This is a genomic window from Anaeromyxobacter sp. K (assembly GCF_000020805.1).
Classification (GTDB): Bacteria; Myxococcota; Myxococcia; order Myxococcales; family Anaeromyxobacteraceae; genus Anaeromyxobacter; species Anaeromyxobacter dehalogenans.
The window spans coordinates 285,293-298,521 of the sequence record NC_011145.1; the positions used below are offsets into that span (position 1 = coordinate 285,293).

Genomic DNA, 13,229 nt, shown 5'->3' on the forward strand with positions numbered 1-13,229 from the left:
CGGACGTGGTTTTCTCCCGCCGCAACGCGGAACCCCAGCACCGAGGAGACGCATGGCAGAGCCGAGCACGGTCGTGAAGCCCGAGGTGGAGCAGAAGGAGTTCAGGCCGTACATCGGCGCGGATCGCACGCTCCCCGAGTTCACCCCGAAGGCGGTGCTGCTGGGCGCGCTGTTCGGGATCCTGTTCGGCGCCGCCACGGTCTACCTGGCGCTCAAGGCGGGCCTCACCGTCTCCGCCTCCATCCCGATCGCGGTCATCGCCATCTCGCTGGGCCGGAAGGTCTTCAAGACCTCCATCCTCGAGAACAACATCATCCAGACCACCGGGTCGGCGGGCGAGTCGATCGCGGCGGGCGTGGTGTTCACGCTCCCGGGCTTCCTGTTCCTCTCCGCGGGCCCGGGCGGCTCGTCGGTGGGCGCGGGCTACTTCAGCTACGTCACGCTGTTCACCCTCTCGATGGTGGGCGGCATCCTGGGCGTCCTCATGATGATCCCGCTGCGGCGGTCGCTCATCGTGAAGGAGCACGGGCAGCTGGTCTACCCGGAGGGCACGGCCTGCGCCTCGGTGCTCATCGCGGGCGACAAGGGCGGCGACTTCGCGAAGACGGCGTTCCAGGGCGTGGGGTTCGCGCTCGGGTACGCGCTCCTGCAGAAGGTCTTCCACGTCATCGCCGAGACGCCGGCGTGGGTGACGAAGCAGACGAACAAGTGGCTGCCGAACGCCACCGTGAACGGCGAGATCACGCCGGAGTACCTGGGCGTCGGCTACATCATCGGGCCGCGCATCGCGGGCGTGCTGGTGGCGGGCGGCGTGCTGGCGTGGCTGGGGCTCATCCCGCTGCTGTCGGTGCTGGTGCCGGGCGAGGTCATCGCGCGGCAGCTCGTCAAGGTGGGCGCGAGCCCGGAGGGCTTCGGGTTCGACGCGGCGGCGGGCACGTTCGCGAACCTGCCGCGCGCGGTGTACCTCGCCTACATCCGCCAGATCGGCGCGGGCGCGGTGGCGGCGGCGGGCTTCATCACGCTGCTCAAGACGTTCCCGACCATCGTCAGCTCGCTGCGGGACTCGATCCGCTCTCTGGGCGACAAGGCGGGGGCGGCGTCGGTGTCGCGCACCGAGCGCGACCTCTCGTTCGTGACGGTGATCGTGGGCTCGATCGCGCTGGTGGTGCTGCTGGTGGCGCTGCCGCAGGTGCCGGGCGACACGGTCCTCAACAAGCTGCTCACGGCGGTGCTCATCATCGCCTTCGGCTTCATCTTCGTGACGGTGTCCTCGCGCATCGTCGGCATCATCGGCTCCTCCTCCAACCCGATCTCGGGCATGACCATCGCGACGCTCATGGCGACGGCCATGGTGTTCGTGTCGGTGGGCTGGACGGGCGCGGCCTACGAGCCGATGGCGCTGGTGGTGGGCGGCATGGTCTGCATCGCGGCCGCGAACGGCGGCGCGACCTCGCAGGACCTGAAGACGGGCTACCTGGTGGGCGCGACCCCGCGCGCGCAGCAGCTGGCGCTGTTCGTGGGCGCGATCGCCTCGGCGACGGTCATCGGCGTGACGGTGAAGGTGCTCGACACCCCGACGGCGCGCATGATCTCCGAGGGCATCACCGACCACGCCATCGGCTCCTCCTACTTCCCGGCCCCGCAGGCGACGCTCATGGCGACGCTCATCAAGGGCCTGCTCTCGCTCAACCTCGACTGGCACTTCGTGCTGGTGGGCGCGTTCATCGCCATCACGATGGAGCTGTGCGGCGTGAAGTCGCTCTCCTTCGCGGTGGGCCTCTACCTCCCGCTCTCCACCACGCTCCCCATCTTCGTGGGCGGCGCGCTGAAGGGCGTGGCGGACTTCGCGTCGCGCCGCAAGGGCGGGGCGGGCGAGGAGGGCGAGCTGGGCAGCGGCAGCCTGTTCGCGACCGGGCTCGTCGCGGGCGGCGCGCTGTTCGGCGTCATCGTGGCCTTCCTGCAGGTGTTCGCGGAGGGCACCATGAAGCGGCTCGACCTGCAGGAGTCGATCGTCCACGCCATCGGCTCGACGGGCTACGCGGTGCTGGGCGTCGTCTTCTTCGCGGGGCTGGCGGCGGTGCTCTACCGCGCGGCGCGGAAGCCGCAGCCGGGGCTCGAGGCCTAGCGCTCGGCCTCGGCCGTCCGGGGCCTCGCGGAGTCGTCGCCGCCATTGCGGCGGCGCGGGGGCGCGGCCGCGCCGAGAACCGGGGCGGATGCGGCGGGTTGGAGGTGCTGGCGCGAGGCGGTGCTGAGCCGTGCGGTGCCGGGCCTCACACCTCGCGCAGCGAGTCGAGCTGGGCCTGCAGGTCGCGGTTCTTCTGCTGGTAGCGGGCGACCTCGCCGTTCAGGAAGTCGTTCTCGCCGCGCAGGTCGCCGAGCTCCTCGTCGAGCCGCGCCACGGCGGCCTTCAGCTTCGCCACCTCGGCGGGATCGGCCGCTGGGACGGGCGGCGGCCGCGGCGCGGCGGCGGCCTTCTCCAGCTCCTGGATCCGCTTCTTCATGACGAGGTCGGCGCGGGCGCGCGCCTCGAGGTGCTTCTCCAGCTCCACCATGGCCGCCTTCAGGCGCGCGGCCTCGGCGGCGTGGCGGCGCTCGGCCTCGCCGGCCTCCGCGGCCGCCCCCTGGCGGCGCCGATCGGCCTCGGCCTGGGCGGTCTGCAGCTCGGCCCGCACCTTCTCCAGCTCGGCGGCGCGCGCGCTCCGCTCGGCGTCCAGCTCGGCGAGCTTCCGGCGCACGGCGCCGAGCTCCGACTCGAGCCGCGCGGCGGACCCCTGCAGCTTGCCCGCCTCCACCGCGGCGCGCTCCTCGGCGCGGGCGCGCTCGGCGGCGGCGGCCTGCGCCGACCGCGAGGCGGCCTCGGCGGCCTGGGTGCGCTGCTGCACCATCTCGCGCAGCGAGCCGACCTCCTTGCGCAGCCGGGCGGCCTCCTCGGCCACGGGCTCGAGCTGCGCGAGCCGCTTCACCTCGGCGTCGAGCCGCCGCGCGCGCTCGCGCTCGGCCTCGCCCTCCCGGCGCGCGGCCTCGACCTCGCGCGCCAGCTGGTCGCGCTCGGCGGCGGCCTGGGCGCCCTTCCGCTCGGCCTCGGCCCGCCCGGCTTCGACCCGCGCCAGCTCGCCGCGCGTGCCCTCCACCGAGGCGCGCCCCTCGTCCAGCGCGGCGCCGAGGTCGGCGATGCGCTGCGCGGCGGCGGCCAGCTCGGCGGCCTTGGCCTGGAACGCGTGCTCGGCGGCGACGGCCTTCTGGTCGTACGCGCGGGCCTCGGCCTGCGCCTGCCGGAGCGCCTCCTCCAGCGCCTCGCGGGTCCCGGCGGCCTCGGCCAGCTCGGCCTCGAGGGCGGCGATCCGCTCGCGCGCCTCGGCGTGCTCGCCGGCGGCGGCCTGGGCGCGCCCCTCCGCCTCGTCCGCGGCGGCCCGGAGCGCCTGGGCCTCCGCCTCGGCCGCGCGGCGCGCCTCGCCGGCGCGCGCCTCGCCCTCGGCGAGCGCCCGGTCGCGCTCGCCCAGCTCGCCGCGCAGCGCGGCCAGCTCGGCCTCCAGCGCGTCGCGCTCGGCGGCGGCGGCGGTGGCGCGCGCCTCGGCCATGCCGAGCCGCTCGGCCGCCTCGTCCCGCTCCCGGACGCGCTCCGCCTCGACCTGCTCCAGCCCGCGCGCGGCGTCGGCCTCGGCCTGGGCGCGCGCGGCCTCGAGCGCGGCGCGCTCGTCGGCCCGATCGGCCTCCACGGCGGCCATGGCCCGGGCGTGCGCCTCCACCGCCTCGGCGAGCTCGGCCTCGAGCCGCGCGCGCGCCTCCTCGGCGCCGGCGATCCGGGCGGAGGCCTCCTGCTCGGCGGACTCCTGCTGCTGCATCGTCTCGTTCAGCACCTCCGAGAGCGAGCGGCGGGTGGACTCGCTCTCCTCGAGCTGGCGCCGGAGGTCCTCGAGGCGCGCGGCCTGGGCGGCGGCGTCCTGGGCGCCCTCGGCCAGCCGTGCCTCCAGCCCGGCGGCGCGGTCGCGCTCGCCGGCGAGGTCGCGCGCGAGCAGGTCGCGCTCGCCGGCCAGCTCGGCCACCTCGGCCTTCATCGCGGCGATGGCGTCGCGCACGCGGGCCAGGAACGCGTCGCGCGCGCGGAGCCGGTCGCGGAAGTACTCCAGCTTCTCCTCGGGCGTGCCCTTCGGCGGCGCGGGATCGCGCGGCCACTCCGCGAGCACGTCGGCGGGGTCGGGGCGCGGGGAGGCGCCGGCCACCTTCACCTTGCCGAGCGGGGCGCCGCGCGGGGGCGGGGGCGGGGGCGGGGGAGGCGGGCGGGGCGCGGCGGCGGGGCCGGGGCGGGCGCCCGCCCCGGGCGGCGGGGTGGCGGCGGCGAGCGCGCCGGCGAGCCCGCGCGCGGCGACCACGCCGGACTCCACCCGCTGCAGCACGGGCGGCGGCTCGCCCTCGCCGGCCCGCGGGGCGCGCGAAGCCGGGGTGGCGGCGGGCGGCGGCGCGGGCGGCGGCGGCGGGGCGGGCGCGTCGCCGTGGAGCAGCGCGGCGGCGCGGCCGAGCAGCTCGGCCAGCTCGAACGGCTTCTTCAGGTAGTCGTCGGCGCGGGTGCGGGTGGCCCGGTGCGCGGCGATGGCGGCGTCGGTGGCCTCGCCGGTGTAGAGCAACAGCGGCACCGAGGCGGCGGCGCGCTTCAGCCGGTTGCAGACCGAGAAGCCGCTCATGTCGGGCAGCTCGGCCGCGAGCAGGATGAGGTCGGGCGCGAGCTCGCGGCAGCGCGCCAGCGCCGGCTCGCCGCTCGCCACCGCGCTCACCGAGAAGCCGGCCGGCCCGAGCGCGCGACGGATCTCTTCGGCGAGGCCGGGATCCGGCTCGACCAGCAGGACGTTCAGGGCCATGGCTGCCGCATGCTACCGCCGATCCGCGGAGCGTGAGAAATGCCCACCCGCCTCGATATCGCCCGCGCGGAGCAGGGGCGGATGTGCGCGGAGCGAGGGGTTCCGGCGCCGCGCGACGCCGGCCGCGGCGGCAGCCGGACGCTGGCCGGGGGCGTGGGCGGACCATCGCGGCGGCGGAGGGCGGACGCTGGCCGCGCCGGGAGCCGGGCCCACGTCCGCGGCGGCGGCTCGCGCTGGCGCGCGGCGCGGCGGAAGGGTAGGAATCGGCGCAACGGAGGCCGCCCTTGTCCACGCACTCCCTCACCCTCGACGTCCCGCGCGCGCGCGCCGAGGACCTCTCCGCCGAGCTCTGGGAGCTGGGCGCGTCCGGCGTGGAGGTACGCGACGGCGAGGGGACGCCCATGCCCGGCCTGCCGCAGCCGGCGCCGGGCCGCGCGCTGCTCGTGGCCTGGTTCGCGGACCGCGCCTCGGCCGAGGCCGCCGCGGCGTCCGCGGGCGGCGGCGAGGTGGCGGAGGTGCCGGACGAGGACTGGGGCGAGACCTGGAAGAAGGGCCTCGGGCCGATGGTGATCGGCCGCGCGTTCGTGCGCCCGTCCTGGGTGGACGCGCCGGTGCCGCCGGGCCTCGCCGAGGTGGTGCTGGATCCCGGGATGGCGTTCGGGACCGGCACGCACCCGACCACCTCGCTGTGCCTGGCGGGCCTCTCGGAGCTGCTCGCGGCGCGCCCGGGCGCGTCGGTGCTCGACGTGGGCACCGGCTCCGGGCTGCTCGCCATCGCGGCGAGGAAGCTCGGCGCGGGCCGCGTCACCGGCAACGACAACGACCCGGTGGCGGTCGCGGTGGCGCGCGAGAACGCGGCGCGGAACGGCGTCCCCGAGGTCGCGCTCACCGAGGACGCGCTGCCGGCCATCGGCGGCGCCTTCGACGTGGTGGTCGCGAACATCCTCGCGAACACGCTGGTCGAGCTGGCGCCGGAGATCGCGGCGCGGCTCGCGCCCGGCGGCGCGGTGCTGCTCTCCGGGATCCTGGGGCCGCAGGAGGACGAGGTGCGCGCGGCCTACCTGGCGCTCGGGCTCCGCCCGCTCGCGGGCGGCGACCGGCGCGAGGGCGAGTGGAGCCTGCTCGCGCTGGAGAAGCCGCGCGCGTGAGCCTGCGCCGGGTCCACCTCCCGCCGGAGCGGATCGGCGAGGGCCGCGCCGCGCTCACCGACGAGGCGCGCCACTACCTGCGCGACGTGCTCCGGCTCGCGCCGGGCGCCGCGGTGGAGCTGTTCGACGGCCGGGGCGGCGCCTGGGAGGCCACCGTCCTCGACGGCTTCGAGGCGCTCGCGCTCGGCGCCCGCCGCGCGGCGCCGGGGGGCGGCGCGCCGGTGTGGCTGCTCGTGGCGCTCGCCAAGGGCGAGAAGATCGACCTCGTGGTGCAGAAGGCGACCGAGCTGGGCGCGGCGCGGATCGCGCCGTTCGCGGCGGAGCGCTCGGTGGTGCGGCTCGAGCCGGAGAAGGGCGAGGCGCGCGCGGCGCGCTGGCGGCGGATCGCGGAGGAGGCGGCACGCCAGTGCGGGCGCGCCGACGTGCCGGAGGTGCGGGCGCCGGCGCCGCTCGGGGCGGCGCTCGCCGAGGTGCCGGCCGGCTTCGGCGCGTTCGTGTTCCACCCCGGCGGCGCGTCGCTGTCCGAGGCCGCGCCCTCGCCCGCGGGCGGCTACGCCGCGGTGGTCGGCCCCGAGGGCGGGCTCACCGACGCCGAGCGCGAGGCCTGCGCGCGCGCCGGCGCCCGGGACACCTCGCTCGGGCCGCGCGTGCTCCGCGCCGAGACCGCCGCCATCGTCGCGGTCGCGCTGCTGCAGGCGCGCTTCGGCGACCTCCGCTGAGGTCGCGGGCGTCCCGCCCATTCCTTGACCCCCACCGGCGCCGACCGTAGCCTCGGGCCGTGCGATGCCCGAGGTGCCACCGCGAGGCCGGCCAGGGGATGGTGTTCTGCGCCGGCTGCGGCGCGCCGCTCGCGCTCGCGCCCGAGCCGCCGCCGCGGGCGCTCGACGCCTCGCTCAGCATCGACCGCCGCGGCGACGCGAGACCGCCCGGCACGCCGCCGCCGCTCCGCGGTGCGCCGCCGCCGCCCGCCTCGGCCGCCGACACGTTCGTGTTCGGCCTGCCCGCGATGCCTGCGCCCGCGGTACCTGCGCCCGCGGCGCCGGCGCGATCGGGCCGGGCGCGCGAGGTCGATCGCTCCGGCTGGGATCTGGGGCCCCCGCTCGGCGTGCGACAGCCGGACGCACCGCCCCCGCAGGCGGCCGTGCCCGCCGCGGACACCGCGGAGGACGACTTCGAGTTCGGCCCGCTCCCCGACCTGCGGCCGGAGCCGGCCCGCTCGCTGCCCCCGCCGGCGGCCGCGTTCGCGAGGGCGCTCGAGGTCGATCGCGAGGACCTGGGCGCGCCGGCCGCGCCCGGGGCGGTGCCGGCGGCGGAGGCCGCGCCCGACGAGGCGATCGAGGTCGACGTGGACGCGGTCGAGGTCCACCTGCGGCGCCCGGCCACCTGGCGGCGCGCCGCCTCGTGGGCCATCGACGTCCTGCCGTTCGCGGCGCTCGCGATCTGGGCGCTGCAGGCCATCGCCGGCGCGGTGCCGCTCGCGCCCGGCGAGCCGGGCGGCCCGGCGCACGCGCTCGACCTGGCGCTCCGCGACGGCGGCGCCATCGCGCTCCCGCTCGCGGCGGGTGCGGTCATCCTGGGCCTCGTGTACCAGACGCTGGGCCACGCGCTCGCGGGCGCCACGCTCGGCAAGCTCGCGCTCGGGCTGCGCGTGGTCGGCCCGGACGGCCGGCGCCCGTCGCTGGCGCGGAGCGCGGCGCGGGCGGCGCTGTCCGCCGCCTCGGTGCTGCTGCTCGGCCTGGGGCTGCTCGCGGCCCTGTTCACGCGCAGCGGACGATCGCTGCACGACCTCGCGGCGGGCACCTGGGTGGTCGAGGCGCCTTGACCCCCACACCGCGAACCCCCTAGAACCGTCCCGTGCGGAGGGACCTGGCGCAGCTCTTGGTCGAGGAGGGCGCGATCCCCGCCGCCGCGGCGGAGCGCGCGGCCGCGCGCCAGGCCGAGGCCGGCGGCGCGCTCGACACCGCGCTGCTCGAGCTGGGCCTCGCCGGCGAGGACGTGGTCCTGCGCGCGCTGGAGCGCGCGAGCGGCCTCCCGGCCGCGCCGGACTGGGCGTGGGACGCGTCCGACGCGCGGGCGCGGCGGGTGTTCCCCTCGCGCGTCGCCGAGCGCCACGGCCTCGCGCCGTTCGCGCTCGACGGCCGCGAGCTCTCGCTCGTCGCCACCCACCCGGTGGACCTGGCGCTCCTCGACGAGATCAGCTTCATGCTCTCGCTGCACCTCACCCCGCACGTGGGGCCGGAGTGGCGTGTGCGCGCGCTCATCCACCGCCTGTACGGCGGCGCGCTCCCGCCGCGCCTCGCCGCGCTCGCCGCCGGCGGCGCCGCGGCCGCGGCGCCGGGCGCGGAGGCGGCCGCGCCGGAGCCGGCCGGCGCCGAGCCGGAGGCGCCGGACGAGGGCGCGCCGCCGCCTGCCGCGGTCGCCGATCCGGAGCCGCCCGCGCCGCCGCCCCCGGCGCCCGCGGCCGCCGGCTTCGACGAGCCGGGGCAGCTCGAGCCGCTCGCGGCCGCGGTGGCGCAGGTGCTCGAGTCGGCGGACTTCTCCTTCCTGGACGCCGCGCCCCCGAGCCCGGCGCCCGAGCCGTCCGAGGCCGCCGACGCCGTCGATCCCGCGCCGGCCGCTCGTCCCTCGACGGGCGCGGGGCGCGCGAGTGCTGCCGGGGCCGCTCGCGTCGAGCGCGCCGAGCCGCCGGCGGAGCCGGCCTCGCGCCCGGCGCCGCGCCGCATGGGGGAGGCGGCCGCGCCCCCGCCGGCGCCCGCCCCCGGCGCCCAGGGCCGCTGGACGCGGGCGCAGGCGCAGGCGGCGCTCGCCGCCGCGGGCGAGCGCGACGAGGTCCTGCGCGTGGTGCTGCGCTACGCGCGCGAGTTCTTCGCGTTCGCGGCGGTGTTCGCGGTCTCGCGCGACGCGGTGGCCGGGCACGACGCGCTCGGCGAGGAGGAGGGCGAGGACGCGCGCGCGCTGTGCCGCTCGGTCGCGATCTACACCAGCGATCCGGGCGTGTTCCACACCGCCATCGAGACCCACGCGCCGCACCTCGGGCCCATCTCGCCCGAGCCGGAGGGGAACCGGGCCATCCTCGACGGGCTGGGGCGCGGGACCCCGCGCACCGTGCTCGTCCACCCGGTGGTGCTGCGCCAGCGCACCGCCTGCCTGCTCTACGCCGACAACGGTAAGTCGGCGGTCTCGCCGCGCCGGCTCGCCGACCTGGTGCTGTTCCTGGCAGGCCTCGCGCCGGCGCTCGAGCGCGTCATCCAGGCGCGCAAGCGCGCCCGCAGCGGCGTCGGCGGCGCGGGCGAGGTCGCCGCGGCCGCCCCCGCCGCGCCGACGCCGGTGGCTGCGCCCGCGCCCGCCCCGGCGCCGTCCCCGACCCGCGCCGCCTCCCCGGCCGCGCCGGCCCGGCCCACCCCGGCGCCCGTCCCCGCGCCGACCGGCGAGCCGTGGCAGGCGCACGAGCCCGCCGCGGCGCTCGCCGATCTCGAGGTGGACATCGATCTCTTCGAGGAGGAGCTCGGGGCGGCGGCGCCACCCTCCGGCGCGGTCCGCTTCGATCCGGAGGCGGAGGTCACCGCGCTGCTCGAGACCGACGCCGGCTCGCTCGACCGGATCGCCGGGCTGGCCCGCCTGGCCGCGTTCCCGGAGGCGGCGCTGCCGGTGGTGTGGGCGCGCCTGCCCGGCCCGATCGAGTCCGACGAGGACGGCGCCTCGCCCACCGCGCTCGGCCCGCTCGCCGCGGCGCTCGCGGCGCTCGGACCGGCCGCGGTGCCGGCCATGGTGGAGGTGCTGCGCGACCGCGACCCGGTCCGGCGGCGCATCGCGGCCACGGTGCTGGGCGCGGCCGGCGATCCGTCCACGTTCCCGGCGCTGGCGGAGCGGGTGCTCGATCCGGATCCGCGCGTCGCCGGGGCCGCCATCGCCGCGCTCGCGGCGCACCGCCGCCACCCCGAGATGCGCGCGGTCCCGGAGAAGCTCCGCCGCGCGCTGCTCTCCGGCGTGGCCGCGCGGACCACGTCCGCCGCGCGGGCGCTCGGCGCGATCCGCGACGCGGAGTCGGTGCCGCTGCTGGTCCAGGTGCTGGAGAGCTCGGAGCGCGAGCCGGCCGAGGCGGCCGCCGCGGCGCTCGCCGAGATCACCCTGCAGCGGCTCGGCACCGACGCCCGGCGCTGGCTCGCCTGGTGGAAGCAGAACCGCGGGCGCGGTCGCGCGGAGTGGCTGCTCTCCGGGCTCACCAGCGCCGAGCGCGACGTGCGCGCCGCGGCCGCCGAGGAGCTGGCCCGCGCCGCCCCGCCGCCGGTGAGCTACCAGGTGGACGCGCCCGCCCCCGAGCGAGAGGCCGCCGCGCGGCTCTGGGCCGGCTGGTGGGCGCGCTCCGGCCTGGTGCTCTAGCCGAGCCCCGCCCTGGCGCCGCGCCCGCAGGCGTGACCCGGCCGCGCGAATCCTTGCGCCCCGTGGATCGCGGCGCCTATCCTCCGAGCCCCACGGCGAGACCACCGGCCGACGCGTCGGCGCGAGGTGCGCACATGCCCCATTCCGATCCCGATCCGCGCAGGGCCCTCCTCGACCAGCTCGACGCCGAGGCCGAGAAGGGCGGCGGGGACGAGCGGGTGGCGCGGCAGCACCGCGAGGGCAAGCTCACCGCCCGCGAGCGCATCGACGCGTTCCTCGACCCGGGCACGTTCGTGGAGATGGATCGCTTCAAGACCCACCGCTGCGCCGACTTCGGGATGGCCGAGCACAAGGTGCTGGGCGACGGCGTGGTCACCGGCTACGGCCTGGTGGAGGGCCGGCAGGTCTTCGTGTTCGCGCAGGACTTCACCGTCTTCGGCGGCTCGATCTCCGGCGCGGTGGCCGAGAAGATCTGCAAGGTGATGGACCGCGCCATGGAGGTGGGCTGCCCGGTGGTCGGCCTGAACGACTCCGGCGGCGCGCGCATCCAGGAGGGCGTGGTGTCGCTGGCGGGCTACGCCGAGATCTTCCTGCGCAACACGCTCGCCTCCGGCGTCATCCCGCAGCTCTCGGTGATCATGGGGCCGTGCGCCGGCGGCGCGGTCTACAGCCCGGCCATCACCGACTTCATCTTCATGGTGAAGGACACCTCGTACATGTTCATCACCGGCCCGGACGTGATCCGGGCGGTGACGCACGCCGAGGTGACGAAGGAGGACCTGGGCGGCGCGCGCACGCACGCGGCGCGCTCCGGCGTGGCGCACTTCGCGCTCGACACCGAGGAGGCCGCGCTGCGCGCGGTGCGCGAGCTGCTGTCGTTCCTGCCGCTCAACAACGTGGACGATCCGCCGGTCCAGCCCTGCGCCGACGACCCGGGCCGCCGCGACGAGCTGCTGAAGACCATCGCGCCGGAGAACCCGGGCAAGGCCTACGACATGAAGGAGGTCGTCCGCGCGGTGGCCGACGACCGGCACTTCTTCGAGGTGGCCGAGCAGTTCGCGCCCAACATCGTGATCGGCTTCGCGCGCCTGAACGGGCGGCCGGTGGGCGTGGTGGCGAACCAGCCGGCGGTGCTGGCCGGCGTGCTCGACATCGACGCGTCGGTGAAGGCGGCGCGCTTCGTGCGCTTCTGCGACGCGTTCAACGTCCCGCTGCTCACGTTCGTGGACGTGCCCGGGTTCCTGCCCGGCACCGACCAGGAGTGGAACGGGATCATCGTGCACGGCGCGAAGCTGCTCTACGCCTACGCCGAGGCCACCGTGCCCAAGATCACCGTCATCACGCGCAAGGCGTACGGCGGCGCGTACGACGTGATGGCGTCGAAGCACATCCGCGCCGACGTGAACCTGGCCTGGCCGGGCGCGGAGATCGCGGTGATGGGGCCGGAGGGCGCGGTGAACGTCATCTTCCGCAAGGAGCTGCTCGCGGCGAAGGACCCGGTCGCCGAGCGCGCGCGCCTTGTGCAGGAGTACCGCGACCGCTTCGCGAGCCCGTACAAGGCGGCCGAGCTCGGCTACGTGGACGAGGTGATCCGCCCCGAGGACACGCGGCCCCGGGTGATCCGCGCGCTGGAGATGCTGCGCACGAAGCGCCAGGAGCTCCCGGCGAAGAAGCACGGGAACATCCCGCTCTAGCCCTTCGACGCCGGCGGCGCCTGCGGCACCGCCGGCGCTCCGGGTGAGCGGGTCGAAGGATTCGCTCGTCCCGCGCCCGTCGGAGGACCCGCGCTCACGAGAGCGGGGCGCCCATCCCGGACCCGTCGGTGCGCGCGCCCGGCGCCGGCGGCACGGCGCCGGTGCCCGCCTCGGCGAGCGGCCCGAGCGCGGTGCGGTCCACCCGCTCGCGGCCGGTGACGGCCCGCGCGCCGCGCGAGAGCAGCCAGCGCAGGCCGCGGACCGCGTCGCGCGCCAGCCGGCCCGGCGCCGCGGCCGAGAAGAGCGCGGGCGCCTCGCTCGCGGCGCCGCCCAGGGCGCGGATGCCGGCGCCGTGGCCGTACACGAGCTCGCCGCCGAGATACGCCGTGTACGTCGCGGCCGCGGACGCCGCCAGCCCGGAGAGCGCCGTGGTGAGGCAGGCCCGGTTCCGGCTGCGCCAGGCCGCCACGCCGAACGCGGCCACCACCAGGCCCAGGTTGCCGATGCCGTGCAGGAACATCGCGTCGCGGGCGTGCTCGCCGCGCACCTCGATCTCCTGCGACGCGGCCATGCCGGCGAGCCCGGCGGCGAGGCCGCCCGCCGCCGCGGACCACCACAGCGTGCGCCCGACCGCGTCGAGCGCGCGATCGCGCGGCCGGGCGGTCGCCACGAGGTCCGCGATGGCGGCGGCGGGCAGGAGCGCCAGCGGCGCGTGGACGATCGCGGGGTGCAGCTCGTGCGTGCGCATCGGCATCGGGAACCCTCCCGACGGCACGGTGCGGCGGGGGCGGCGCGCGGGCAATCGACGCGCGCCCTCTCCCTCGTCCTCGCCGCGGCCTGCGCGGCGCGCGCCCGCCCGGCGCGACGCTGCGCCAGAGACGGCGCGGGCCCGGCCCCTCTGCCGAGGAGACCGGGCCCGTCCGCCGCGAGGGCGCGTCCGACTACACCTTGCGGACGTTCGCGGCCTGGAGGCCCTTCGGCCCCTTGACCACGTCGAACTCCACCTTCTGCCCCTCGGCGAGGCTCTTGAAGCCGTCGCCCGAGATCGCGCTGTAGTGGCAGAAGACGTCCTCACCACCGTCGTCCTGCGTGATGAAGCCGAAGCCCTTCGCGTCGTTGAACCACTTCACGGTACCGGTCGCCATGCACTTCTC

9 protein-coding genes are annotated in these 13,229 nt (G+C 77.6%); 6 read left to right on the top strand and 3 right to left on the bottom strand.

Annotated elements, in window-relative coordinates:
* The first annotated feature begins 52 nt into the window (after window positions 1-52).
* Entirely contained in the window at window positions 53-2,125 is a 2,073-nt protein-coding gene (locus ANAEK_RS01255) for an OPT family oligopeptide transporter (RefSeq protein ID WP_012524332.1), read from the top strand.
* A 145-nt stretch (window positions 2,126-2,270) separates the two neighbouring features.
* Here the strand turns inward: ANAEK_RS01255 and ANAEK_RS01260 are convergent, their stop codons facing one another.
* Entirely contained in the window at window positions 2,271-4,853 is a 2,583-nt protein-coding gene (locus ANAEK_RS01260) for a response regulator (RefSeq protein ID WP_012524333.1), read from the bottom strand.
* A gap of 284 nt (window positions 4,854-5,137) precedes the next feature.
* On the opposite strand from ANAEK_RS01260, the gene prmA reads away from it, so the two are divergent.
* From prmA to ANAEK_RS01285, 5 genes are all read left to right on the top strand, one after another.
* Window positions 5,138-6,001 carry a 50S ribosomal protein L11 methyltransferase gene (prmA, locus tag ANAEK_RS01265; RefSeq protein ID WP_012524334.1) on the top strand — a complete coding sequence of 288 codons (864 nt, stop codon included), beginning with the start codon at window positions 5,138-5,140 and terminating at the stop codon, window positions 5,999-6,001.
* A complete protein-coding gene (locus ANAEK_RS01270; RefSeq protein WP_012524335.1) occupies window positions 5,998-6,720 on the top strand; it encodes a 16S rRNA (uracil(1498)-N(3))-methyltransferase in 723 nt (240 codons plus the stop codon). Before prmA ends, ANAEK_RS01270 begins: the two co-directional genes overlap by 4 nt.
* Before the next feature lie 59 nt (window positions 6,721-6,779).
* A complete protein-coding gene (locus ANAEK_RS01275; protein ID WP_232288334.1) occupies window positions 6,780-7,823 on the top strand; it encodes an RDD family protein in 1,044 nt (347 codons plus the stop codon).
* A gap of 32 nt (window positions 7,824-7,855) precedes the next feature.
* Window positions 7,856-10,381 (top strand): HEAT repeat domain-containing protein, encoded by a 2,526-nt coding sequence (locus ANAEK_RS01280; protein WP_012524337.1) that lies wholly within the window; start codon window positions 7,856-7,858, stop codon window positions 10,379-10,381.
* 134 nt (window positions 10,382-10,515) lie between these two features.
* Entirely contained in the window at window positions 10,516-12,075 is a 1,560-nt protein-coding gene (locus ANAEK_RS01285) for an acyl-CoA carboxylase subunit beta (RefSeq protein ID WP_012524338.1), read from the top strand.
* 94 nt (window positions 12,076-12,169) lie between these two features.
* On the opposite strand, the gene ANAEK_RS01290 is transcribed toward ANAEK_RS01285, so the two are convergent.
* Together ANAEK_RS01290 and ANAEK_RS01295 are read right to left on the bottom strand one after the other, a co-directional pair.
* Window positions 12,170-12,829 carry a DUF2231 domain-containing protein gene (locus tag ANAEK_RS01290; protein ID WP_012524339.1) on the bottom strand — a complete coding sequence of 220 codons (660 nt, stop codon included), beginning with the start codon at window positions 12,827-12,829 and terminating at the stop codon, window positions 12,170-12,172.
* Between the two features lie 187 nt (window positions 12,830-13,016).
* Window positions 13,017-13,220, bottom strand: coding sequence for a cold-shock protein (locus ANAEK_RS01295; RefSeq protein ID WP_011419311.1), 204 nt, complete (start codon window positions 13,218-13,220; stop codon window positions 13,017-13,019).
* Window positions 13,221-13,229: the final 9 nt, after the last annotated feature.

Bases quoted from the DNA above. Each gene is read 5' to 3' on its own strand.
- ANAEK_RS01255 (WP_012524332.1), top strand. From the start codon at position 53: ATGGCAGAGCCGAGCACGGTCGTGAAGCCCGAGGTGGAGCAGAAGGAG.
- ANAEK_RS01260 (WP_012524333.1), bottom strand. From the start codon at position 4,853: ATGGCCCTGAACGTCCTGCTGGTCGAGCCGGATCCCGGCCTCGCCGAA.
- ANAEK_RS01285 (WP_012524338.1), top strand. From the start codon at position 10,516: ATGCCCCATTCCGATCCCGATCCGCGCAGGGCCCTCCTCGACCAGCTC.
- ANAEK_RS01290 (WP_012524339.1), bottom strand. From the start codon at position 12,829: ATGCCGATGCGCACGCACGAGCTGCACCCCGCGATCGTCCACGCGCCG.
- ANAEK_RS01295 (WP_011419311.1), bottom strand. From the start codon at position 13,220: ATGGCGACCGGTACCGTGAAGTGGTTCAACGACGCGAAGGGCTTCGGC.